22 protein-coding genes are annotated in these 23,955 nt (G+C 47.7%); 2 read left to right on the top strand and 20 right to left on the bottom strand.

Features of this window, described 5'->3' with window-relative positions; translation table 11 throughout:
- Positions 1 to 18: 18 nt before the first annotated feature.
- From RCO25_RS09810 to coxB, 9 genes are all read right to left on the bottom strand, one after another.
- On the bottom strand, positions 19 to 936 hold the full coding sequence (locus tag RCO25_RS09810; protein WP_308995969.1) for an ATP-binding cassette domain-containing protein: 918 nt from the start codon (positions 934 to 936) through the stop codon (positions 19 to 21).
- Between the two features lie 12 nt (positions 937 to 948).
- On the bottom strand, positions 949 to 1,335 hold the full coding sequence (locus RCO25_RS09815) for a GntR family transcriptional regulator (RefSeq protein ID WP_308995970.1): 387 nt from the start codon (positions 1,333 to 1,335) through the stop codon (positions 949 to 951).
- 29 nt (positions 1,336 to 1,364) lie between these two features.
- Entirely contained in the window at positions 1,365 to 2,090 is a 726-nt protein-coding gene (locus tag RCO25_RS09820) for a hypothetical protein (protein ID WP_308995971.1), read from the bottom strand.
- Positions 2,091 to 2,295: 205 nt separating this feature from the next.
- Positions 2,296 to 2,757 (bottom strand): DUF420 domain-containing protein, encoded by a 462-nt coding sequence (locus RCO25_RS09825; RefSeq protein ID WP_308995972.1) that lies wholly within the window; start codon positions 2,755 to 2,757, stop codon positions 2,296 to 2,298.
- 39 nt (positions 2,758 to 2,796) lie between these two features.
- The gene (gene ctaG / locus RCO25_RS09830) at positions 2,797 to 3,693 is read right to left on the bottom strand and encodes a cytochrome c oxidase assembly factor CtaG (protein ID WP_308995973.1); all 897 of its coding nucleotides are present in this window, start codon (positions 3,691 to 3,693) and stop codon (positions 2,797 to 2,799) included.
- Positions 3,694 to 3,784: 91 nt separating this feature from the next.
- Entirely contained in the window at positions 3,785 to 4,102 is a 318-nt protein-coding gene (locus RCO25_RS09835; protein WP_308995974.1) for a cytochrome C oxidase subunit IV family protein, read from the bottom strand.
- 3 nt (positions 4,103 to 4,105) lie between these two features.
- Positions 4,106 to 4,723, bottom strand: a complete 618-nt coding sequence (locus RCO25_RS09840; RefSeq protein ID WP_308995975.1) for a cytochrome (ubi)quinol oxidase subunit III — start codon at positions 4,721 to 4,723, stop codon at positions 4,106 to 4,108.
- Positions 4,720 to 6,567: a cytochrome c oxidase subunit I gene (gene ctaD / locus RCO25_RS09845; RefSeq protein ID WP_308996069.1), complete on the bottom strand. Its 1,848-nt coding sequence runs from the start codon at positions 6,565 to 6,567 to the stop codon at positions 4,720 to 4,722. Before ctaD ends, RCO25_RS09840 begins: the two co-directional genes overlap by 4 nt.
- A 74-nt stretch (positions 6,568 to 6,641) precedes the next feature.
- Positions 6,642 to 7,691 (bottom strand): cytochrome c oxidase subunit II, encoded by a 1,050-nt coding sequence (gene coxB, locus RCO25_RS09850; protein WP_308995976.1) that lies wholly within the window; start codon positions 7,689 to 7,691, stop codon positions 6,642 to 6,644.
- Between the two features lie 368 nt (positions 7,692 to 8,059).
- Between coxB and RCO25_RS09855 the strand changes: the two genes are divergently transcribed.
- Positions 8,060 to 8,788: a hypothetical protein gene (locus RCO25_RS09855; RefSeq protein WP_308995977.1), complete on the top strand. Its 729-nt coding sequence runs from the start codon at positions 8,060 to 8,062 to the stop codon at positions 8,786 to 8,788.
- 78 nt (positions 8,789 to 8,866) lie between these two features.
- Here RCO25_RS09855 and RCO25_RS09860 read toward each other — a convergent pair whose 3' ends face one another.
- On the bottom strand, positions 8,867 to 9,841 hold the full coding sequence (locus tag RCO25_RS09860) for an aldo/keto reductase family protein (protein WP_308995978.1): 975 nt from the start codon (positions 9,839 to 9,841) through the stop codon (positions 8,867 to 8,869).
- Positions 9,842 to 9,996: 155 nt separating this feature from the next.
- On the opposite strand from RCO25_RS09860, the gene RCO25_RS09865 reads away from it, so the two are divergent.
- Entirely contained in the window at positions 9,997 to 10,329 is a 333-nt protein-coding gene (locus RCO25_RS09865; RefSeq protein ID WP_308995979.1) for a winged helix-turn-helix transcriptional regulator, read from the top strand.
- A 1-nt stretch (position 10,330) separates the two neighbouring features.
- Here RCO25_RS09865 and RCO25_RS09870 read toward each other — a convergent pair whose 3' ends face one another.
- The 10 genes from RCO25_RS09870 to RCO25_RS09915 all read right to left on the bottom strand — a co-directional run bounded on the left by RCO25_RS09870 (position 10,331) and on the right by RCO25_RS09915 (position 23,695).
- Entirely contained in the window at positions 10,331 to 11,200 is an 870-nt protein-coding gene (locus RCO25_RS09870; protein ID WP_308995980.1) for a DUF421 domain-containing protein, read from the bottom strand.
- Between the two features lie 441 nt (positions 11,201 to 11,641).
- The gene (locus RCO25_RS09875; protein WP_308995981.1) at positions 11,642 to 12,379 is read right to left on the bottom strand and encodes a GTP cyclohydrolase II; all 738 of its coding nucleotides are present in this window, start codon (positions 12,377 to 12,379) and stop codon (positions 11,642 to 11,644) included.
- A 97-nt stretch (positions 12,380 to 12,476) separates the two neighbouring features.
- Positions 12,477 to 13,424: a glycoside hydrolase family 43 protein gene (locus RCO25_RS09880; RefSeq protein ID WP_308995982.1), complete on the bottom strand. Its 948-nt coding sequence runs from the start codon at positions 13,422 to 13,424 to the stop codon at positions 12,477 to 12,479.
- 20 nt (positions 13,425 to 13,444) lie between these two features.
- A complete protein-coding gene (locus RCO25_RS09885) occupies positions 13,445 to 15,226 on the bottom strand; it encodes a glycoside hydrolase family 2 protein (protein WP_308995983.1) in 1,782 nt (593 codons plus the stop codon).
- A 33-nt stretch (positions 15,227 to 15,259) separates the two neighbouring features.
- Positions 15,260 to 17,734: a family 43 glycosylhydrolase gene (locus RCO25_RS09890; RefSeq protein WP_308995984.1), complete on the bottom strand. Its 2,475-nt coding sequence runs from the start codon at positions 17,732 to 17,734 to the stop codon at positions 15,260 to 15,262.
- Between the two features lie 4 nt (positions 17,735 to 17,738).
- Entirely contained in the window at positions 17,739 to 18,575 is an 837-nt protein-coding gene (locus RCO25_RS09895; RefSeq protein WP_308995985.1) for a carbohydrate ABC transporter permease, read from the bottom strand.
- 39 nt (positions 18,576 to 18,614) lie between these two features.
- Positions 18,615 to 19,508, bottom strand: a complete 894-nt coding sequence (locus RCO25_RS09900; protein ID WP_308995986.1) for a carbohydrate ABC transporter permease — start codon at positions 19,506 to 19,508, stop codon at positions 18,615 to 18,617.
- 65 nt (positions 19,509 to 19,573) lie between these two features.
- On the bottom strand, positions 19,574 to 20,950 hold the full coding sequence (locus tag RCO25_RS09905) for an ABC transporter substrate-binding protein (RefSeq protein WP_308995987.1): 1,377 nt from the start codon (positions 20,948 to 20,950) through the stop codon (positions 19,574 to 19,576).
- 167 nt (positions 20,951 to 21,117) lie between these two features.
- Positions 21,118 to 22,176 (bottom strand): GntR family transcriptional regulator, encoded by a 1,059-nt coding sequence (locus RCO25_RS09910; RefSeq protein WP_308995988.1) that lies wholly within the window; start codon positions 22,174 to 22,176, stop codon positions 21,118 to 21,120.
- Between the two features lie 142 nt (positions 22,177 to 22,318).
- Positions 22,319 to 23,695 carry an ABC transporter substrate-binding protein gene (locus RCO25_RS09915; protein ID WP_308995989.1) on the bottom strand — a complete coding sequence of 459 codons (1,377 nt, stop codon included), beginning with the start codon at positions 23,693 to 23,695 and terminating at the stop codon, positions 22,319 to 22,321.
- Positions 23,696 to 23,955: the final 260 nt, after the last annotated feature.

The following is a 23,955-nucleotide window of genomic DNA, read 5'->3' on the forward strand; positions in this document are numbered from 1 at the left end:
TTCACTCATCCCCCTCGATTAATTACTTCTTGTGCTCAAACGGTCCTGCATGAGTAACGCACTCATAATTTCGTCCAGCTCTAGCGATTGCCTGCTTATGATTCGATACCCCTCGCCAGCGCACCATTCTTCTGCGGCTGCGGCTTTATTCGTTGTGATACGGTACGTTGTCGCTCCGGCATGCTCTACTCCGCATTGGCCTGGCATGGCAGCCGCCTTCTTCGGTGACAGGTCGGAGCCGCTTACGAATAAAGTAAACCAGCTGCTGAACAGCTCATCCTTCTCGTACATGCCAAGCACACGTCCCCCAGCCATAAATACGATGAAATCGGCAAGCCTTTTCACTTCTTCAATAATATGAGAGGTCATGAGAATCGTACGATCTCCGCGATCCATATATCGGTGCAGCACTTCAATCATCGTCTTCCAAGCAAGCGGGTCGAGTCCGGAAGAAGGCTCATCCAGCAAAAGCAGCTCCGGCCCATGTGCCATCGTTAAAGCAAATTCGAATTTGCGGCGCATGCCCTTCGACATTTTGCCCAGCAGCTGGTTATCATCGACTTCAAGAATATGAAGCAGCTCCCGATAGCGATTCACGTCCCAGTTGTCGTACCAGAAACGATGAAACTCAGCCTTTGCTGTCCCCTTCATATTGTCCTCGTGCGAGGAGGACTGATCATGCAAATAACCTATTTTTTTCTTCAGCTCCGTATCGATGCCTTGCTCTACACGGTGACCAAGCAGCTCGATTTTCCCTTCGTCCGCCTTATCCAAATCAAGCATTAATCGGAACGTTGAGCTCTTGCCGCAGCCGTTCGGGCCAACAATCGCTGTGATGTACCCTTTTGGAATGCGCATATGCAGCGGACCCAGCTTGAAATTCGCACGATTCTGCACAACTCCGTCTAATTGAATCGCCATCGTCTCATCTATCATGCGTACTCTCCTTTAGTCAAAATGCTTATTCATCGCTTCCTTAAACATCGTCTCCAGCTCTTCCTCCGTGCACTGTACCCTTTTTCCGGCAACGACCGCTTGTTCAAGCGCTTCAATTACGGCAGAAAGCCGATGCCGGTCGCGCTCCTGTTCTCCAACCTGGGCGACGTATGTCCCCGTTCCTTGCCGCGTCCGCAGCAGGCCCTCTGCTTCCAAATCGTTATACACTCGCTTAACTGTGATGACACTGCATTTGACCGTCTGAGCAAGCTCGCGTATCGACGGCAGCAGCATCCCTTCCGCAAGCTGGCCGCTGACGATTAAAGCGCGCAGCTGCACTTCGATTTGATGATACAGCGGTTCTGCGCTTTGTTCATTGATTTGTATCGGCAGCCGCATGGCCTTCACCTTCTTCCATTCCCGAATATCTATGCTCTGTAGGTGCGACTCTCTAACCGATTCTCTATTCGATTAACCCCGACGAATACTGCCACAGCGCTTACAGCGATAGCGGCTAACGATATCCACCAGAAGCCGTTCTCAATCGCTTCAAATGACGTAACTACAATATTTCCAACCTTGAAAATAGCTAAGCTAGCTGAAATCGCGAGTAACACGACGATATAGGCCAAATTAAAAAAGAAGTATATTTTTCCGGAGTGACCTACTTCCCAGTATACATATCCAATCGCCATCGTTAGGGAGTAACCGTACCAGAATAGTGCATACAACGCAAAATGCCCGATTGATAGGTCTGCACCCATATTTCGTACAAGAAGGAACTGTAAGATAAAGAAGAGAAGCAGGGCGCAAAACAATACAACCGCTAACTGAATGATTCGTCCGAGCGCAATTTGTCTCGAGGAGATAGGCAGCGTTCTCCACTGGGCCATCTTTCTTGTGTATGAATTTTCTTTCCATGAACGCATCATCGTTTGATTGATTACAAAACCTAGACAAGGCAGAATCGTTAAATAGATAAAGTCCGTCGCCCAGCTAATCATATTTTTGTCTTCCCCATCAACCACATCATTTAATAACGGAACCGTGAATAGCAATAAATAACCAATAAACGCTAACGTATAAAGACTTTTCCATCGATCCTTAGCCAGCTCATGCTTTGCTAAATACCAAGCACCCTTCCATAAACCCACGGCATTTGCTCCTTTCGAACCTTCACTCTTCATACTGTATATATCCTTATACACAGTATATTCACTGTATACACAGTTGTCAACTATTCCCATAAATTTTATTGTGAAATATTGGATGGTCTCTCCTTAAACACAAAAAAACCATGCAGTCAAAAGAGTCATCTCTTTCGTTAGCATGGTTTTCGCTGTGTGCATTGAATATTGGTTAGCCGAAAATAGCATCGATTACCGGCTTAGTATGACCGCCCGGATACATCAGGTACAACAAAATATAGACCATTGTACCGGTGATTGCCGTTACAAACCAGATCAGCGAGGTTACCTTCCCCCACTTGCGATGCTTTACAAATTTCTTCTTATAGCCCAGCGTGAGCGTTGTAATGCCGAAAACGGCCGCAACTGTAGCCAGCACGATATGAAATAACAAGAAGACAAGATAGTAAGGCTTCAATTCATCCGGTCCGCCCCATGATGTATTGCCTACGAATATCGTACGCGATACATAGACGATAAAGAAGATCGTTGCGGAGACCGCGGCATAGAACATCATCTTCTGATGCTCCTCCAGCCTGCGTTTAATGGCCAGTCTCCAGCCTACGGCTACCAAGACCGCACTCAGTACGATGAAGAAGGTACTTATTGTCGGCATAATATTATAACTGTTCAACGTTACCCCACCTATAGTTAACAAAATGATTAGTACGGATTAAGCCGTACCGGTATTCGTATTCGGCAAATCATCTTCGGTATGTTCACGTTTGAACCATTGCTTGAAAATATAGCCGAGGATGATTCCGTACATCAACTCCTGTGCGAGCTTCATCACAATACCGCCAAGCTGCTGGTCCTCAACGACATTCATTATATTAAAAAATTGCGGTCCGCTGAAGCTCTCTAGCAGCCTTGACGGATCACCCGATACGCAATAGCCCATAGCAGTCACCCAAACGTTCGGATCACTATATATCGCATACATAGAGCTTTTGGCAAAAATAATCAATGCGCACGCGGGCGTCAACAGCATCCCGTTTGCAAAAACGTAGGCCATCCTCTTCAGATCCGTCAGCTTGGCCCACCCCGGCACGGGAACTGCGATTTGCCACCACATCATAAAGGACGTAATCAGCAAAATAAAATAATAAAGACGATGCACCGCAAAGTGCGTCATCACATAGTCATGGACAATAGGGATATGGTAAACAGAAAACAACACATTAAACAGAACGAGACACATAACCGGATGCATCATAAAGCTCAGCTTTTTCCAAAAAGGAGCTGAAAACGTCATTTTCCATAGGAAACTTGGAATGCCAAGCAGCACAAGCGGCGGCACAATCAAGTACGACACCGACATATTGATCATATGAAACGTAAACATCAGATGACCTAATAGATTAAAAGGCCCGCCATGCACCAAATAAAACATAATCGCTGCCGAAACAAACATCGTTTTTTGTTTTGCTGTCGCAGCAGGAGCCTGCGGAGCATGCTTCTCACGCCATGGACCAATCAAATAGAAATATAGAATGACTATTGCAGCCATCCCGAACAAAAACATGGGGGTCCACAATTCTTCGAAACGAAAATATTGTAAGCCAAGCATCGTGGAATCTCCTTTCAATTACGCTAGCCTTTTTTACAAAAGAGGAGGGACCCAAGCCTCGGGACCCTCCTCTCTTCCAATAACAGACGTCTTACCACCAAGCCCAATATTCAGCCATGATGACGCATGTGAATACGATGAAAACACCAGTCAAAATTCCGATGATAGCGAATGTATGACCACGATCCTTCATGTGCATCCAGAATGCCATCTGAACGAATACTTGCAAAACTGCTAAGCCGACTAAAATAATGTAGATAAAGTCTTTATTGATTTCTCCGCTGATTACGGTCGCGAATGCGATAAACGTAAGCAGGATCGAAAATAGAAACGCGATGATATGCTTCTTAGGTCCTTCGACCTTATGACGCTTGGGGCTTTCCTCTGTGGCTGTATGATTGCTTGCCATGGATTAAACCACCTTTCCCATCAAGTAAACGACGGTGAAAATGAATACCCATACAACGTCGATAAAGTGCCAGTACATACCGGCTACATATACCTTCGGTGCGGTAACGACAGTCAAACCTTTTCTTGCCAATTGGATAATGATCAACGTAATCCATGCAATACCAAATGCAACGTGCGCGCCGTGGAAGCCTACAAGCGTATAAAATGATGAGCTGAATGCGCTTGTCGTAAAACCATGGCCTTCATGTACATAGTGGTAGAACTCGTAGATCTCAAGAGCAAGAAACCCAGCGCCTAGAACAACGGTAATAATCAGCCAGTTAATTAGCGCCTTCACTCTATTCGTGTGCAAAGCATGAACCGCGAAAACGCTGGTTAAGCTTGACGTCAACAATAGCGCGGTCGCTAGCGCGACGAGCGGAAGCTGGAACAGCTCATGTGCTGGAGGACCATCTAAAACTTGATGGCGAAGTGCAAGGAACGCGGAGAACAACGTTCCGAACAATACCGTCTCGCCACCTAGGAAAAGCCAAAAGCCTAATACTTTATTGCGTCCCTCGAGGGTCGCCTTTTCGGGCTCATGAGGCAATTGCCCCTCTACATGCGAATGCGCACTCATGCTTTCCCCCCCAAATCTCTAAGGATTTCTTCTTCTTCAATGTGGAAGCCATGATCGTCGATTGCAGAACGAAGGAACATGCAGCCGAACAAGATAAGCAAACCAACAATACCAACGGCGTAGCCTGTTTTGAATGAACCGAACAAGTTACCCCAATCATGAGCATACATAAAGCCTAAACCTGCGATGAACAATCCAAGTCCCATAAACAAAGGCAGGATTGAAGGAGATGGCATATGGATAGGACCAATTGGCTCTGCAGGCGTCATGCCCTTGTGACCATCCGTTTTTTCTTTCCAGTATGCATCATATCCGCGTACAAGCGGCGTTTGAGCAAAGTTGTACTCAGGAGGCGGAGATGGAATCGTCCACTCCAGCGTACGGCCGTCTTCCCAAGGATCTGCTGGCGCGTCTTGCGGCTTGAAAGCCGTAACGACAACATTCAGCAAGAAGAAGATTGTACCAAAGCCCATCAAGAAAGCGCCCACTGTACTGATCATGTTCATTTCATTAAAGCCGAGGCCGTCTAGATATGTCCAAATACGACGCGGCATACCGAGCAAACCAAGGAAATGCTGAATGAAGAATGTTAAATGGAAGCCGATAAAGAATGTCCAGAATGTTAGCTTACCAAGCGTTTCATTAAGCACGCGTCCAAACATTTTTGGCCACCAGTAGTGAAGGCCCGAGAAAATACCGAGAATCAATCCGCCTACGATAACGTAGTGGAAATGCGCTACGACAAAGTAAGAATCATGATACTGGAAGTCGGCTGGTGCTGCTGCAAGCATAACGCCAGTAACGCCGCCCATTACGAAGGTTGGGACAAATCCGACTGCAAACAAATTCGCTGTTGTGAATTTGATCGAGCCGCCCCACATCGTGAACAACCAGTTGAAAATTTTAATACCTGTCGGAACTGCGATAAGCATCGTTGCAATCGAGAACAGCGCGTTCGCAACCGGTCCTAGACCAACGGTGAACATGTGATGCGCCCAAACCATGAAACCTAAGAAACCGATCAGGATTGTAGCGAAAACCATCGAACTGTAACCGAACAACCGCTTGCGGGAAAACGTACTTATTACCTCGGAAATAACGCCGAAGGCCGGCAGGATGAGGATATAAACCTCAGGATGCCCGAATATCCAGAAAATATGCTCCCAGAGGACTGCGTTACCGCCACCGGAAGGATCAAAGAAATTAGCATCAAACAATCTGTCAAACATAAGCGCCGCAAGACCAACTGCCAAAGCAGGGAATGCGAACAGGATAAGCGCTGAAGTAATGAACGCTGTCCATGTAAACATTGGCATCCGCATGAACGTCATGCCTGGAGCACGCATGTTAATAATCGTAACCAGGAAGTTGATACCGCCGATCAGTGTACCGATACCTGCTATTTGCAAGCCTAAAACATAATAATCGACACCATGGTCTCCGCTGTAAGTCGTGCTTGCAAGCGGTGCGTAAGACGTCCAGCCTGCATCCGGAGCTCCGCCTGTAAACCAGCTGACATTAAGCAAAACGCCGCCGAACAAGAAAGTCCAGAAGCCTAATGAGTTAACGAAAGGAAAGGCTACGTCACGTGCGCCGATTTGAAGCGGAACGACCGCATTCATAAGCGCGAACAACAGCGGCATCGCGGCGAGGAAGATCATTGTCGTTCCGTGCATCGTAAGCAGCTCGTTGTATGTATCCGCGCTAACAAAGTTATTTAGCGGCTTCCACAATTGAACCCGTATCAAAATGGCTTCCAAACCGCCGACAAGGAAGAAAAAACCGCCAGCGATCATATACAATATTCCAATTTTCTTATGATCAACCGTTGTCAGCCAGTCCATCAGACCGCTGTAACGTTTGACCGTATGCGTATGCGCATGAGCCAAAGTAGGTACCTCCTTCAATCACCGATAAATTATTGTTCGTAGTTAAGCTTCAGTTCTGATAAATATTTAGCAATACCTTCAAGTTCTTGTTCAGTTAGATCAATTTTGCCCATTTGGTTACCCGGTTTAATCTCATCCGGATTTTCGATCCAACGGTGCAGGTTGTCGTATACTGAACCTTCATTGGCATATTGCGGATCATCGGTGTTAACAAGTATACCTCCGACAGTCTCACGGCTTCCGATACCAGTTAAGTTAGGGTATGCCGGTCCGCCAAGATCTCCCACTGCGTGGCAAGATAAACATTTGCTCTCGAATGCTTTTGCAATTGCCGGGTCGCTTGGCAGAGCTACTGGCTCTTGAAGCGCTGCAACCCAGCGATCAAATGAAGACTCGTCCACTGATTTGACCTTAAAGTCCATCAATCCGTGTGAAGGTCCGCATAACTCGGCGCATTTACCTAGGTAAACGCCTTCTTTTGGAGCCGAGAAGTACATCGCATTTACGTTCGCACCAGGATTTGTATCGATTTTACCTGCAAGCGATGGAATCCAGAACGAGTGAAGCACGTCAGCGGATTTCGCTTGAACCGAAATGGTTTTACCTTTTGGAATAATTAGCTCCTGGGCTGTTTTGATTCCGTATTCAGGATATTCAAATTCCCACCAGTATTGATGCGAAGTAACAATGACCTGAACCGCTTCCGGATCTTTGCTATAATCTTTAGCTAAGTTAAATACGGATTGTACGGTTGGAACACCCAAAATGATAAGCATGATAATTGGAATTACTGTCCAAATAATCTCCAGCTTATGGTTTCCTTCTACTTGCTTAGGAATAGTTTTGTCTCCCTGACGTCTGCGAAAACGAATAATTACATACAAAGAGATCGCAAATACGGCAACAATCACGATTAACATGATTCCAATTGCCAGTTTCATCAGTCCGAATTGCTCTTCCGCTACAGGTCCCTGGGGATTCAGCGTCGACAAATCGCTCCGCCCGCAAGCCGTCAGCACCAATACCATCATGGCCATAAGCGGCGCAAGCCGTTTTACAAATCGCCACCGTTTCATCATTAATCAACCCCACTTTTGACGTTTTCGCAGCTGCCTAATTTTCACGTGGCATGCGGCTGGCTGCGTGTTTCACAGATGTTATTACAACTCCTGCAACTTAAATCACTTTATTAAATATAAAGTTGAAGACCCTATTTGTCAATGTTCCACAGAGAGTTCACAAATTGTTCTCAAAGCTGTCAAAAACGCATCATTACAACGTTTTTCCGCTTACATTTTCGTTACGTTATGCCTATCATCATGGCATTCTCTCTATCCTACATTGTGCACCAAACCCATGGTCAATTATGTATACCCGCTTAAACGTATATTTAAGCTCCCAAGGCAAAAACTAAAGCCATTATCGTATGAATGGGGGTCCTCACTATATGGTTAAACGAATAGCTGCGCTGCTGCTTTCAGCGATAGTGCTTACGGCAGCAGCAGGCTGCAATTATGAAGAACTCGCCCAGAGAAGCGATACCGATTACGGAAGCCGCCAGGCTAACGATCCGAAGATGCTGGGCAGCAAATCCTACGGCCCGTTGTCCACTAATCCGCATCAGCATGATAACTCCTTTTTCGAATACAGCTCCGCCATTTCTCGCAGGGTAACGGATTTGAATGGCATTGCATCCGCTATCGTTATGCTTACGGACAAAAACGCGTATGTCGGTCTAATGCTGGATTGGACAGCGGTGGGCACACGAAATTCAGGCGGAAGAAGCGAGCAGGACAATACCGGTACCAACGAAGGCGTCTATAACCATGATACCGGCAGCCCTTACGGGAACAGCCGCGCTCTAGTCTCGCCTTACAATTCCTATTTTTCCGTGAACGATATTAATGACTTGTCCGATGAACTGAAACAAACGGTAGCGCTTAAAGTTCGTGAACTTGCGCCTGCCGTCCAAGAGGTCCACATCTCGGCTAACATGGAATTCGTGAACTACTTTAATGATTTTGCCAAAGAAGCTTGGGGCGGACGCTCGCTTATGCCTTGGATAGATCAATTCAATACTGTGGTGAAATATCATTTTGCCGGCGGCAAAGAAATGCCTCCTCCCATCACACAGCCAGGCACCAACAGCCCTTCCGAGTCTCAAATGGATCAATAAAAAAAATCGCTTCTATTATATATAGCAAAAAGGCTCTTCCGGTGAAGAGCCTTTTTGGCTGTCTTACATTATTTAGAATTAACGCATGGGCGCGAAGCCTTTTACTTCCGCTAAGATCGCCTCGGTTTGTGCGAGCAAATCATCCGTAAGCACAATATCAACAGCCTTCACATTCTCTTCCACTTGAGCCGGACGGCTGGATCCTATAATTGCGGAGCTGATATTTGGCTGACGCAGCACCCACGCCAATGCAAATTGCGACAATGATGCTCCAATGCTTGCTGCCAGCTGCTCGAGCTTCTCAGCCACCTGCAGCACGTCTTCACGCAAATAGCTGTTAATAACGCCGTTGGTTTTATTGTTTGCCGCGCGGCTGTCTGACGGAATGGCTTGTCCCGGCTTGTATTTACCGGTCAAAACGCCTTGTGCGAGCGGTGAAAACACTACCTGTCCGAGGCCTTCCTGCTCGCATGCTTGAACAACTCCTTGCTCGATATATCGCTCAAACATATTGTAGATCGGTTGGTTAGATACGAGCGGACGAAGACCAAGCCTTTTGCTTGTCTGAGCCGCATCCGTAATTTGCTGCGCGCTCCATTCGCTGATACCCGTGTAGAGTACTTTCCCTTGCGCGGTCAAATCATCGAGCGCCCTAAGTGTTTCTTCCGTCGGTGTATCCGAATCATAGCGATGGCATTGATAGAGATCAATGTAATCGGTGCCAAGACGTTTTAAGCTGGCTTCACATTGCTCAACGATATGTTTTCTGGATAAGCCGCGGTCATTGGGACCTGAGCCCATCGGGAAAAATACTTTTGTCGCGAGAACGTAGCTGCTGCGCGTATACGCTTTCAAAGCATCCCCCATTACCTTTTCTGCTTCTCCATTATTATAAGCATTCGCCGTATCGAAAAAATTAATGCCAAGGTCATAGGCTTTATGAATACAAGCTTGAGCCGTTTCCGTCTCCGTTGCTGTTCCGTAAGTCAGCCAGCTTCCAAGTCCGATTTCACTTATTTTAAGTCCGCTATTGCCAAGTCTTCTATATTTCATCTTATAACACTCCTCTTTGGCTTTTCCATCGCTCTCAAGTAGTAGTGTATAGCAGTTTATGTTTTAATGTAAGTAGTGAATGTTTTTTCATTTTATTATCTTTAATATATATACTATACTCATAGATAGTAATAAACGAAAAGGGGTATGACGTTTTGAGCGTACAAAATTACATCCCGAAAGAGCCCGTTCATATTGAATGCAATATCGAGAAGACATTAGATGTCATCGGAGGCAAATGGGCATTTCTTGTGTTGAGAGAGTTATTTTGCGGCACCAAACGATTCGGAGAAATTCAGAGGCTCATCCCGGCGGTAAGCCCGCGCGCGTTAACAAGCACGCTCCGTCATCTTGAAGACAAGGGCGTGCTCGAACGCAAGGTTTTTCCTACTGTTCCCGTCACAGTCGAATACACCCTAACCCCAAAGGGCGAGGACCTGCATCATATTTTAAAAGAAATGAAGCTTTGGTCAGCCAGATGGAACTAGCTTAACGCTTTAACAATCGATCGGGCAGCGAATTTATGCTTGCTTGAAACCGGTCGCGCGCAGTCTGATACACTCTGCGATCGTTCTCATTTCGAGATAACCGTTCAAGGCGGAGCAGCTCCGCCTCAAACTGTTCCATAAGAATGGCAACGCGCTCCTTCGGCTTTGATGAGCTGTTTTGCGGATGCTTGCCCTCTTCACCCGTTTGGAGAAGAAGCTGTCCGTTACTGTCCATCTGAGCTATAAAGACTTCCTCCTCTTTTAAGTTCCTAGTCTTAAGCTCATGCAGCAGCCAGTCACGATTACGACCTAACCTCTCCAATACCTCATCTTGAATATCTCCATCCATCATGACGGTTTGTGCTTCATGCTCGCTTGCCACCTTCCAGCCAAGAAGATCAGGCGTGATGGGCTGATATTCCTTTTTCAGCAGCACGTTAACCTCACCACTCGCTTCCATCACCGCAAACTCCACATCGGCTACGCGGTAAACATCCTTTTTTCGCAATTGCTCCAGCACTTCATCTATCGTCAGCCGTTCCTTATGCAAATTCTTTTTGAGCATTTGACCCTCTTGAATGAGAACAGTCCCCTTGCCGTCCACGAAATCGCGAACCTTCTTGCTTTTCATCGTAATAAACTCCATTGCGACCGAGATACTAACCCACACCACTAATGAGACCATACCCAAATACCATAGATTATCGAGATCCAGCGACACATAGGCGGCAATATTACCGATCGATATGCCGGTTATGTACTCGAATGGAGACAGCTGCGATATTTGGCGTTTTCCCAGCGCCTTTGTCAGCGCAAATAAAATGACGATAGCAGCCAATGTGCGAATGACAATTTCCAACCAACTTGGCATGTCTATTCCCCCTTCCGTTCCTATAGTGTCCAGAATGACTAAAGTCATTCGTTTTTCATTAAACTGTTGCAATTTATAAATATATGTAGTACAATATAAAGAATGTATTATATTTAACCCCAGCATATCCCCAGTAAGATTCAATGTTTTCCTCAGATTTTGATTTCTTTGCTGTTAATCCCAAACCTGTTTCGTGATGTATTTCTGATTCACACTGGCGCGGTCATCGGAGCCGCGAGGACGGAAGAGAGGTAGGGCTTTCGTTGTTTTAGGATGCGAGTTTTAGACAACTTGGTACACATGCTGTTTGCTGTTAACAAGGGGATTCCATACGGCCTTTCATTTGAGAAGAGGTCCGGTTAAATATACGATACAACTAAGGGCTGTCCTGCTAGCGCATTTATGCGTTAACGGGATAGCCCTATCCAATTTTTATGACCTTTATTCGTTAGGACAAGCGCTTGCCGCAAGATGGCCTGAACGGTTTATTTTGGTATCCAAATAACGTTCATTATGCTCGGACCGATCCCCCCAAAGCGGAATTCGATCGGTTACATCAAGCCCCGCGGCCTGAAGCGCGTCAAGCTTTTTCGGATTATTCGTTATAAGCGCGACCGGCTTCGACCGCAGTGACTTTAGCACGCGAATAGCGTCTCCGTAATTGCGGGCATCATCCACAAAACCAAGCTCCACATTCGCCTCCACCGTATCAAAACCTTTCTCCTGCAGCAAGTAAGCCATAGCCTTACTAAATAAACCAATGCCTCTACCTTCATGATTCGCCAAATAAAATAAAGCGCCTGATCCCTTATCGACAATCATGCGCATCGACTCATGCAGCTGATACCCGCAATCGCAGCGTTTGCTCCCAAAGATATCTCCTGTGTGGCAAATACTGTGCATCCGAATCCAAGCCTCATCGGCTTGCTCGAAATCGCCGTATACAAGCACGCTGGATTGCTGCATTTCCGCTAAGTTAATGGCAGAGAGCTTTTTGATTATCTGCTCGGCATCATCCAGCTTTTCTTTGCACAGCAGCCAGCAGTACCAGTCAAATAACGCTTCGCCTTCGTCCAGCTTCACCGGAAGCTGGATCGGTCCCACTAAATAAATAATGCCTTTTTCACTTTCGATAACCTTTATCTTATTGTCCATAACGGAGACAGCTTCTGTGTACATAAGGGGTATGCTCCTGACCTATATAATAGTTGTTTGGACTATTATGTTCGGTAAGCATACCCGCTATGCTCTGCTTTGGTTCATGATCTTAATATGGCTATTCACCGGATGGCAAAGGGATCTTTGTATCGACAGCAACAGGGACGCCAAAATCCGGATAACCTGACTCATTCCAGCCAAAAGCTTGAATTCTCGTGCTTCGTGTTTCCGTCGGTGCGCCTGATTCAGAAAGGGCATGATAAACAATCCAATCCTCTGTCCCGTCAGGCGATATGGTGAAGCTGTTATGTCCTGGAGCAAACACGTTTCGTTCCGGTGATTTACTGAATACCGGCAGCGGAAGCTTCGTCCAAGCAGCGGCATCGGTCGGCTCGCATGCTTCGTCTGCTATTAACATGCCTAATCCATAGTCATCGGCCCATGTCGTGCTGGCAGAGTACACAAGAAACAGCTTGCCATTCCTCTGTATAACAACCGGTCCTTCATTAATAGCCATGCCGCCCTGCATCTCCCATTCAAACTCAGGCTTCGTAAGCATGGTTTCCTTGGCAGCAATCGTCCAAGGGTTTTCCATTCTGGCGATATAGATAGCAGAACCGTAATCGGGAAAATGCCCATATCCGGCATATAAGAAATACAGCGTGCCTTTATGGTGAAACACCGTTCCATCCAGTCCCGCCAATTGCGTATTTACGGCGCCGCGCTCTATCCACGTTCCTTCAAATGGATCATGATGCTCGTTCTCAAGCACATAGACCCGCCTTGTATCATCTCCTCCGCCATCATTAGCGGTGAAATATACATACCATTTGCCATTGATCACATGCAATTCCGGCGCCCATAGATTCTGACTTCCGGGACCCGAGACAGGCGGCGTATAGATAACCTCATGCCGTCCTTCAGCGATTCCGGTCATCGAAGCAGCCGATCTTAATTCCAAACGGCTTCTTTTGGTTACCATCAAATAATATTTGCCGTCTGAATGCTTCATCATCCACGGATCTGCTCCGCCCATCAGAATCGGATTCACAAATGTTCTATCCATTTCAACCCGCCCCTCTATGACTATTCCAATCCGCCCGTTAACACCGGAGTCGCGCCCGATACAATTTGGCGATAGGTTTCAATCGGAAGCTTAGGCACGCGTTCGAATGACAACAGGCCGTTTTTCTCCTGTTCGACATCGGTCAACTGCGTATAACAATAGCCCTGCAATCCGTCGGCAGCGATAATCGGACGCATCACCGCGGTCAAACGGTTCAAGAAGTCCTGATCATCCTTCGCCGAAGAGTAACCCCAGCCTTCTCCGCTGCCTTGAATGTATGAAATCCCACCGAATTCCGACAGCTGTACCGGCTCTCCCTGATAAGAGAATCCAGGAATCAGAATTTTTCTGCCTTGCGGATCACTCTTAACAGATAGCTCGGGCGTTGCATACCTGCGCGCTAATACTTCTTCGCGGCTTTCATAGTCATGAACCGTATAGATATCCGATTTCACATGCTCCCAGCCGTCATTCGAAATAACCGGTCTAGTGTCATCCAGCGATTTGGTTAAATAGTAGAGCGTGGAAGCATGGTGCTGCTGTCTTTTATCGATTAAAATGTTGGGCGTTCCCCAGCTCTCATTCAGCGGAACCCAAACGACGATACAAGGATGGTTATAATCACGTTGAACCGCTTCCTGCCACTCCTTCGTAATTCTGCCTACATATTGCTCCGAGAATTGATAGGCATTTGCCATCTCTCCCCACACAAGCAATCCAAGCTTATCGCACCAGTACAAATAACGCGGATCTTCTATTTTCTGATGCTTCCTCGCGCCGTTGAACCCCATCTGCTTCGTCAATTCCACGTCCGTACGCAGCATTTCATCGCTCGGAGCCGTAAGCACGCCGCCCGGAAAATAACCTTGATCCAAAATTAGCTTCATATAATAAGGACGGTTATTCAAGCAAATGACGCCGTCTTCAATCGATATTTTCCGCATGCCGAAATAGCTTCTTACTTGATCAAGCTCTTCTTCTCCGTCCAGCAAACTAAATTCGACGTCATAGAGATGCGGCTTCTCCGGCGACCACCAGCGTCCAAGGCCGTGATCATTGAAGTCATGAAGCTTAATGGATACTTCCTCTTCCTGCGCCATGACACGAATGATATCCTCAGCTATCAGCTCGCCCGCAAAGGATATTTTTGTGTTGAGGCGTAAGTCTTTGTATAATTCCGTGCCCTTAATAAAACTGCGAATATGAATTTTATTGGAATCGATATCCGGCGTCAGCCTCACGCGGTCCACATGCGCAGCATTCACCGCCTCGATCCATACCGTTTGCCAAATGCCAGTCGTCCGTGTATAGAAGACCTGTTCCGACTGTTCCTTCCAATACTGCTTGCCTCTAGGCAGCGTGACATCTTTGCTGTAATCCTGAGCGCGCACAACGATGCTGTTCGTCCCGCTTGCATGAAGTGCTGCCGTAATATCGGCTTGAAAAGGGGTGTGCCCGCCCTCATGGGATGCTGCCAAATGCCCGTTCACCCATACCTTTGCTTCGTAATCGACTGCGCCAAAATGAAGGATAATGCGTTTTCCGGCATACTCAGAGGGCAGCTCGACATTTTTTCGGTACCACACGATATCGTGAAATGCTTGTTCATTAATGCCGCTCAGCTCGCTTTGATAACAAAACGGCACTTGGATCTTACGGTCAAAATTTTCTCCCTCATACCATCGACTGTCACAGCCTGCATTCGTATCGTCGTAAGCGAATTCCCACTCCCCGTTTAAATTAAGCCAGGAAGCCCGTTCAAACTGCGGTCTAGGATATTCATTTCGTGATGGTTCAATCATGTTCCCACTCCAGTCCTATTGCTTATGTTTATATTATTTCTTTATTGGTTTTACGATTAAATCGTAGAATGATAGAGTTGAGCGTTCGGCATGAATGCCTACCTTGCCATATAAAAACGGATGCGGATCCGTGTAATGAATTAGCGGCTTCGGCTCATCATTTAGAAACACTTGAATAGTCCCGCCTTTTGCTTCTGCCTTCAGCGTATAAACGCGTCCCGTCTCCAGCTCTACGGTTTCACTGGCTACAAGCACGGAATCATAGTTCAAACGATGTAAGGTCAGCTGCGAAGAAGAAATGCCGATATAATAGCCCATCGCCGCATCTCTAACTTGAGCGGGATGATACGATTCATTCGTCTCGCGTATAAATAGACCGCCAATATCCGTATCGGCATTCAGCTTCACGCCAACCGAAAACGTATAGTCATCCCATGCGTCGCTGCCCGCAAACAAGCGGTCATCCTCTGTCCCGCTGCCGGTATAAGCATGGTCGTTCTGTCCAAATAAACCAAAACCCGATTGAACAGGCAATTGCTCGAATGTTTGCTGCTCTTCCAGCTGCTCGGCAGTAAACAGTTCTAAAGATTGAATAACAGCCGCGCCGCTTTTTAATTCAATCTTCATTTCATGAAAGCCGGCGGAAATATCCAACGTTCCGATTCGAAGCTTGGCTGTGTCTTCCGTAAAGGCCGGATCATCAGCGTTAATCTTCGTTTTTACCGGATCTCCTCCGTCAATGGACCATTCCAGCACGCTATCCTTCTCCGGCTTCCGGAGCGTTAGCCCGATTCCATACTTCGCATCCGCCTTGGCATTGAGCTTATACTTCAACCAGTCTCCGCGCTGCTGCAGCGTTACTGAGTAGCTGCCGTCATCCAGCTTTTGAATGGGGACGCCGTCTGCCGCCCGGTATGCGCTTATCTCCGATGGTTTCTGCTCTATGTGGAAGCCTCGTTCCGCTTCTTTCAAATAATGGACCGCTTCAACCGTGCCCGGCACCGGTTTGTATATCTCAAAATCGCTGCTGCCGCCTGCATCATTCGTGAATGCCGTATATTCATAGACCGGCTTCGCATTCGTTGCGACATACCCGATTTTCCCTTCGCCTGGACCAGCCGTTTCTTCCTCCAGCTTCTTCATCCCGTCAAAGAAAACAAGAACACGGTTGTCACGCCGCTCCACGCGTATCGTATGCAGCTTCGAGTAGTCAAAGTCAGAAGGAAGTGCGGCATAACCGCCATGCTGCTCTGTACCATTTTTTACAGTAATATAGTGAAGCTCGTGTTTCGATGGCAGCAGGATAACCGCTGAATAATTAGATGCGTCTGTATATGAAAATACCGCTTCAACCATCCCGTTATCCGCTGCAGCGTCTGCTCCGCCCAATCGGAAATTATATTCCGCAATAAACGTCGCTTCTGTCGCTAATTTGCTGAGCACCGTTTCGCCTTTAGCCGACTCCGTCTTTTCCCATTGCTCAGCCGCGATCCCATCTGACAACCAGCCATACAAGGCTGGCATGGCAGGCGCAGGCTGCTTATGGTCATGCGTGGGGCCAAACACAACCAGCTTATCGCCATTATAAGCAAGCCGGTCAATATTGAGCTCACGTACCGGGGGGCCTTCAGCGGAATGCCCGACCAAATTATGATAGGTCAAATAATAGGAATCCATATCCGGACCAAGCACCGTCGCGCTATGCCCAAGCCCCTTAAAATCATCCTTTACGCTGATTACAATCGGATTGTTCGCAGGCAATGCATAATCGCCGAAAGGGCCATCCTTTGACACCGCATAGTTGACGCGATAGCCATTGCTGAATACATGATTGCCGGTATACGTCATATAATACAAGCCGTTTCGCTTCCAGATCATCGAGCCTTCCGTCCAGTGCCCAAGAAAGGCGTTAGTCGTTACGCCGATATCAATCGTAAACGGATCAGGCATCTCATGGGCAACAATGCCCTGCGTGCCCGCATTCGTGAAATACCATTTTCCGTCATCATCGATAAATACGGAGCCGTCAATGGAATTTCCCAGATTTTCTGTTTTGACGACGAACGGACCCGTTGGGCTGTCACTCTGCAGCACATAATGTCCTTGTCCGGCAGGCGATGTATATAAATAGAAGCTTCCGTTCCAGTAAAAGACTTCGGGAGCATAAGCGCCTGTCGTGATCGGATCCTCTGTAACCAGCCCTTCATAGCTCCAATCCACGAGGTTGTCGGAACTCCATGCTTTGATGCCGGGCCGAAAGTCCTTTGTACTGCAGTATAAGTAAAACCTTCCATTGTAGCGCATGATGAAAGGATCGCCGATTCCGTAATCCTCCCACTCTTGATCCAGCTTGAACGAGTTCGTATACACTTTTGCATCCTCCTTTAACAGGGTGATCTCTTTCTCATCCGGGCTGGATTCACAGCCGCTCAGCATGACCGCCAATGCTGCGGCAAGGAGGGCAACAGCTTTCATCGCCCTCATTTTTCCTGCTACAAATATGCGCATCCGGTTAACCCTTCAATCCGCTGATCGCCATCGATTCGATAAAATAGCGCTGGCAAAAGAAAAATACGAGAATAACGGGAACCATGGATATGATCGACGCCGCCAAAATAACCGGATAGTTAGAGGAACCCATATATTGTGATTGCATCGAAGCAATCAGCACTTGAATCGTTTGCTTCTGCGGCGAGCTTAAATAGATAAGCGGACCCATAAAGTCATTCCAGATGCCCATGAAGCTTAATGCCGCTTGAGCCGCAATCGCCGGTTTGGCGACTGGCAATGCGATCGTCCAGAAGGTGCGGAAGAAGCCGCTGCCATCCAGCTTGGCTGCTTCGACCAGCTCATTCGGGAGGCCGCCCGCCAAAAACTGCCGCAGGAAGAAAATAACGACGATATTTCCGAAGAGGCCCGGTACAATGAGCGGCAGCAGCGTATCGGTCCAGTTGATCTTCGAGAAGCCAATGAACTGTGGAATCATGACGACCGAGAAAGGAATCATCATCGTTCCAAGCAAGGATAGGAAAATCGTATCCTTAAACGGAAATTCGATTTTGGCAAAAGCATATGCCGCCATCGTCGAAACAAAAAGTCCAATGACGAGAACAAATACGACGATAATCATGCTGTTCATAAAGCCGCTAAGCAACGGAGAATCGTTCCAAGCCGTGACATAGTTTTTGAACGTAGCAGGATCAGGAATCCACTTTGGCGGAATTTCGAACACGTTTCGTTGATCTTTTAATGAAGTGGAAATCGTCCATACGAACGGTGCCAGCATGACAACCGAGCCGATACAGAGAATTAAGGCCACCCAAAGGTTTGTCATTCTTTTTTGCAGCATGTGAAATCAAACTCCCCTCGCAAACTGTGACGCTAACGATCAATCGTTGTACACCCATTTTTTTGAAAGCCGGAACTGAAGGAGCGTAACGATGAAGATAATAAGGCCGAGAACCCAAGCAATGGCACTGGCATAGCCCATATTGAAGTACTTGAACGCATTTTCGAAAATATAAAATACAACGGTCGCCGCACTGTATTCCGGACCGCCGTCGCCTGCCAATACATAGATCTGGCTGAACGACTGGAATGCGCCGATAACGCCCATAACAACGACGAAGAAATGAATATTCGTAAGCAGCGGAATCGTAATCAACCACAGCTTCTGGAACGCGTTCGCGCCGTCCACTTCAGCAGCTTCGTAATACGTAGACGAGATGGACTGCAACCCGGCCAAGTAAAGCACCATCGTACCGCCAACGCCGCCCCATACGCCCATCAGAATCATAGACGGCTTAATCCAGCTTGCATCGCCGAGCCAGTTAGGACCTTCGATGCCGAACCAGTTCCACATCGTTTGATTGAGCAATCCAAAATCTTGATTCAAAATCCACTGCCACAGCAGCGAAACGGCGATGATCGGGGAAATGACCGGCAAATAATAAATCGTCCGAAGATAGGATATGCCTTTGAGCGGCCGGTTCATCATAATCGCCAGCAGCAGCGCGACGACCATCCCAATCGGAATGCCAAGCATCATAAACACCGTGTTATAAAGAGATTTGTACACCTTCTCGTCGTGGAATACCTCCACATAATTCTCAAAACCCACAAATTTAGGCGGTGAAACGAGATCCCACGAGGTGAAGCTCAGCCAGGCCGAGTAGAGAAGCGGCGCGACTCCAAAGATGAGAAAGCCAAGCACTGGCGCTGCCACAAATAGATAGGCCCATGCGTATTCTTTGCGGATATAACTAGGTTTTCTTTTTTTCATGCGTACACATCCTCGCACTAGCTATTCGTTATTTCATTTCTAAAATCGGACTTTAATTCTAAAAGTTATTTGTTGCCCTTGTCATACAATTCCTGAAGCTTCGGCTGCATTTCCTTCGCCCAGTCCGCTGCCGTCACCTTGCCGTCCCATACCTTGCCTGCCTCTTGCCACATCGTGTCGATCCATTTCGTATCCTTCGAGCCAAACTCCACCGGCGTATGCCCGTAATCCTCGATAATGTCCAGGAACACCTTGCGGTTAGCCGGCGCTTTGTCATAAGCTACAAACTCGCCTTTTGCCATATCCACCAGGTTTGGCACTGCTTGGCCCAGCTCATAGTTTTGTTTCTGGCCTTCCGCGTCCAGCGCCAGGAATGCGGCTAGGTTAAACGCTTCCTGTGCATGCTTGGATTTGCTCGATACCGAGTAGCCCATCGACCCGACCCATGTTCCCGCTTTGCCTGTCGTCGGATTTACCGGCCATGCCGCAATATCCCAGTCAAACGGCAAATCCCAGAAGCCCGGTTGATCCCACGGACCCATCGGGAACATGCCTACTTTGCCTGCCACGAAACGAGAGTAAGCATTCATCGCTTTCTCGTCCTCCGGCGACGGGGTTACATTGTGCTTCAAGCGCAGATCCGCCACCCACTGCATCGCGCTTGCGAATTCAGGCGTATCGATGGTAACCTCGCCTGTTCCGTAGTCGATGAAGTCTCCGCCGCTTGCCCATACGGCACCTTCCAGCGTAAAGTTCGCTCCGCCGTAAATATCGACCTTGCCATCGCCGTTATCATCCTTCGTCAGCTTCTTCGCCGCGTCCAGCCAGTTATCCCATGTCCATTTGCCAACCTCGGCCGGCGGCAATTCCACTCCGGCTTCCTCGAACATCGTTTTGTTGTACGCCATGGCCCATGGGCCTACATCCTTCGGCAGACCGTACAGATCGCCTTGTCCGACCTGCTTGCCATCGTAGCGGTAACGGTCCAGCGCCTGCTTCCATACATTATCCTCTTGGAACAGATCAGTCGTTTCTAGAAACGGCTGCAGATTCTGAATCGTGCCTGCCTCGGCGAATTTATAAAATTGCGGTCCCGATACGTAGAATACATCAGGTGTTTTGCCCGATGCGACCAGCGTGGACAGCTTTTGGTTGTACTCTGCCGGAGGTACGCTTGTATATTCAACCTTTACGTTCGGATATTTCGTTTCATAGGACTTAATGAGCTTCGTGAATATATCCTTCTCCTGCGGGCTGCCGTGACCCATAAACGAGATCTTCACCTGCTCCTGCGGCGTATTTTCCGCGCCTTGCTCTTTACTACCTTCGTTGCCGTTCGCGGCGGAGCCTTTGCCATTATTGCCGGATGAGCAAGCCGACAGCAGCAACCCAAAACATAATAGAAAAATAAGTCCAAGCTTTGCCGATTGTTTTCTCTTCATTTCGTTTGACCCTCCCTAGTAAATTGAACGCGCGTGACACCAACTGTAAGCGCTTAAATCAATAAACTCATTATAAATTATATTGTTATATGTTTATATAATAAATACAATATAAAAAAGCATCCCTGCACAAAAGCTGTGCAAAGATGCTCTATATAGGCTTACGCTTACTTTTTACAAAACTTCACGGGTACGACGATTCGCTGCGGCGTATATTCGCCTTGTAATTGCGCATGCAGCAAATCAACCGTAACCCTGCAAATTTCATCTTCGTTCTGCTGTAAATAGGATACATCCTGGAAATCCGGCTGGTCGAAGCAGACAAGCTCGATGTCGTCCGGCACTGATTTTTTCAAACGTTTTGCGGCGTAGTAGGTATAGTTGGTCAACTCCACATTAACTACGAAAGCAGCTGAAACCGCGGGCCTTTCGTTCATGAAGGCTTCAATAATAGGCTGCGCGTTGCCGCTTGATATATCCTCGATTTTTAATATACACCACAAATCCTTATCGATCGGAAGCTTCTTGGCCAGATAGGCTTTCTCGAAACCGATCAACCGCTCCTCGGTCGCCGTATTCGTAATTTCCGGGGTAATAAGCGCAATGTGTTCGTGGCCGCTCTCCAGCAAATGCGTAATCGCCTGCTCCGTGCCGTTCACATTGTCCGAACTGACGCTGTATGTCCGGATCTCTTTCAGGAAGCGGTCGATCAGCACATGGGGAAATTTATCGAGTGACAATCGCAAAATACTATCATTATAGCGCTCCTCTTCTGTCGGAAACACTATGAGACCCCGTACACCGGAAGCGACCATCGATTCAATTGCTGCGCTCTCTTCGATTTGAGATTCGCGCGTAATGCGAACCTGCAAGCTGTATCCGCCAGCCGTCACGTATTTCTCAATGGAATCCAGGATCTTCTGATCCACCTTGGTCTTCATGCATGGCAAAATAAGTCCAATCACGTCTCGCGCATGGCTTGATGCCGCGGCTTCTACCGTGGATTCGCCATCCTGCCGCACGAACGTCCCTTTGCCCTGCACGCGAACGAGCACGCCTTCGTCCGCGAGTCCGATCAAAGCATTCTTGCTCGTAATTTGGCTGACCCGGTATTGCTCCGCAAGCTCTTTCTCCGAAGGGACACGATCTCCGGGACGCAGCTTGCCTGTTTGAATTTGTCCTAAAATATCCGCTTGGATTTGTTTATATAAAGGATAATTTTTCACGTCGCACCCTCTTTTTATATTAATATATTAAGTATACTAAATTAGTTATGATTTGTCTTTATAAAAAAAAGCCATGCCTCCAAGGTTAAGAACCTGAAGTCACAGCTTTTCATCTTACTTCTTCCGCTTCTTACTTCTGCCCTTATTTGTTGCCTTTGTCATACAGTCCTTGAAGCTTCGGCTGCATTTCCTTCGCCCAGTCCGCAGCCGTCATCTTGCCGTCCCATACCTTGCCTGCCTCTTGCCACATCGTGTCGATCCATTTCGTGTCCTTCGAGCCAAACTCCACCGGCGCATGGCCGTAATCCTCGATAATATCCAGGAACACCTTGCGGTTAGCCGGCGCTTTATCATAGGCCACAAACTCGCCTTTTGCCATATCCACCAGGTTTGGCACCGCTTGGCCCAGCTCATAGTTTTGCTTCTGGCCTTCCGCGTCCAGCGCCAGGAATGCGGCCAAGTTAAACGCTTCCTGCGCATGCTTGGATTTGCTTGATACCGAGTAGCCCATCGACCCGACCCATGTTCCCGCTTTGCCTGTCGTCGGATTTACCGGCCATGCCGCGATATCCCATTCAAACGGCAAATCCCAGAAGCCCGGTTGATCCCACGGACCCATCGGGAACATCCCTACCTTGCCTGCCACGAAACGAGAGTATGCATTCATCGCTTTCTCATCCTCCGGCGACGGGGTTACATTGTGCTTCAAGCGAAGATCCGCCACCCACTGCATCGCATTTGCGAATTCAGGCGTGTCGATGGTAACCTTGCCTGTTCCGTAGTCGATGAAGTCTCCGCCGCTTGCCCATACGGCTCCTTCCAGCGTAAAGTTCGCTCCGCCGTAAATATCGACTTTGCCGTCGCCGTTATCATCCTTCGTCAGCTTCTTCGCCGCGTCCAGCCAGTTATCCCATGTCCATTTGCCAACCTCGGCCGGCGGCAATTCCACTCCGGCTTCCTCAAACATCGTTTTGTTGTACGCCATCGCCCATGGGCCTACATCCTTCGGCAAGCCGTACAGATCGCCTTGTCCGAGCTGCTTGCCGTCGTAGCGGTAACGGTCGAGCGCCTGCTTCCATACATTATCCTCTTTGAACAGCTCGGTCGTTTCTAGAAACGGCTGCAGGTTCTGAATCGTGCCTGCCTCGGCGAATTTATAAAATTGCGGCCCCGATACGTAGAATACATCCGGCGTTTTTCCTGATGCGACCAGCGTAGACAGCTTTTGGTTGTACTCTGCCGGAGGCACGCTTGTATATTCAACCTTTACGTTCGGGTATTTCGTTTCATAGGACTTAATAAGCTTCGTGAATATATCCTTCTCCTGCGGGCTGCCATGGCCCATAAACGAAATCTTCACCTGCTCCTGCGGCGTATTTTCCGTTTCTGCTTCTTTGTTGCCCGCGTTGCCGTTCGTTGCCGAGCCGCTGCCATTATTGCCGGATGAGCAAGCCGACAGCAGCATCCCAAAGCATAATAGAAAAATAAGTCCAAGCCTTGCCGATTGTTTTCTCTTCATTTCGTTTGACGCCTCCCTTTTGTAAGTGCTGCATTAAACACGGTTTCGCCATCAAGGATTCTGCAATGGAAAGCTTCATGCCATGAGCCATCCCACAGTTACTTTCGACGCCCGCCTTATTTTTGCAAGCGCTTCCTTGATGAGCTTATTCTAGTTTATATTGTTATAAGTTTAAATACTGTATTTAGTATAAAAAATAAAAAAATTTCCCCTAACCAAACCTTCGTTCTCCAATTTTGATCATTTGCTCTATCAATTTT

Source organism: Paenibacillus sp. LHD-38 (assembly GCF_031157315.1).
Lineage (GTDB): Bacteria > Bacillota > Bacilli > Paenibacillales > Paenibacillaceae > Pristimantibacillus.

Coding starts and splice junctions, on each gene's coding strand:
- RCO25_RS09810 (WP_308995969.1), bottom strand. CDS start 936: ATGATAGATGAGACGATGGCGATTCAATTAGACGGAGTTGTGCAGAAT.
- RCO25_RS09815 (WP_308995970.1), bottom strand. CDS start 1,335: ATGCGGCTGCCGATACAAATCAATGAACAAAGCGCAGAACCGCTGTAT.
- ctaG (WP_308995973.1), bottom strand. CDS start 3,693: ATGCTTGGCTTACAATATTTTCGTTTCGAAGAATTGTGGACCCCCATG.
- RCO25_RS09835 (WP_308995974.1), bottom strand. CDS start 4,102: ATGGCAAGCAATCATACAGCCACAGAGGAAAGCCCCAAGCGTCATAAG.
- RCO25_RS09840 (WP_308995975.1), bottom strand. CDS start 4,723: ATGAGTGCGCATTCGCATGTAGAGGGGCAATTGCCTCATGAGCCCGAA.
- ctaD (WP_308996069.1), bottom strand. CDS start 6,567: ATGGACTGGCTGACAACGGTTGATCATAAGAAAATTGGAATATTGTAT.
- coxB (WP_308995976.1), bottom strand. CDS start 7,691: ATGATGAAACGGTGGCGATTTGTAAAACGGCTTGCGCCGCTTATGGCC.
- RCO25_RS09855 (WP_308995977.1), top strand. CDS start 8,060: ATGGTTAAACGAATAGCTGCGCTGCTGCTTTCAGCGATAGTGCTTACG.
- RCO25_RS09860 (WP_308995978.1), bottom strand. CDS start 9,841: ATGAAATATAGAAGACTTGGCAATAGCGGACTTAAAATAAGTGAAATC.
- RCO25_RS09870 (WP_308995980.1), bottom strand. CDS start 11,200: ATGCCAAGTTGGTTGGAAATTGTCATTCGCACATTGGCTGCTATCGTC.
- RCO25_RS09875 (WP_308995981.1), bottom strand. CDS start 12,379: ATGTACACAGAAGCTGTCTCCGTTATGGACAATAAGATAAAGGTTATC.
- RCO25_RS09880 (WP_308995982.1), bottom strand. CDS start 13,424: ATGGATAGAACATTTGTGAATCCGATTCTGATGGGCGGAGCAGATCCG.
- RCO25_RS09885 (WP_308995983.1), bottom strand. CDS start 15,226: ATGATTGAACCATCACGAAATGAATATCCTAGACCGCAGTTTGAACGG.
- RCO25_RS09890 (WP_308995984.1), bottom strand. CDS start 17,734: ATGCGCATATTTGTAGCAGGAAAAATGAGGGCGATGAAAGCTGTTGCC.
- RCO25_RS09895 (WP_308995985.1), bottom strand. CDS start 18,575: ATGCTGCAAAAAAGAATGACAAACCTTTGGGTGGCCTTAATTCTCTGT.
- RCO25_RS09900 (WP_308995986.1), bottom strand. CDS start 19,508: ATGAAAAAAAGAAAACCTAGTTATATCCGCAAAGAATACGCATGGGCC.
- RCO25_RS09905 (WP_308995987.1), bottom strand. CDS start 20,950: ATGAAGAGAAAACAATCGGCAAAGCTTGGACTTATTTTTCTATTATGT.
- RCO25_RS09915 (WP_308995989.1), bottom strand. CDS start 23,695: ATGAAGAGAAAACAATCGGCAAGGCTTGGACTTATTTTTCTATTATGC.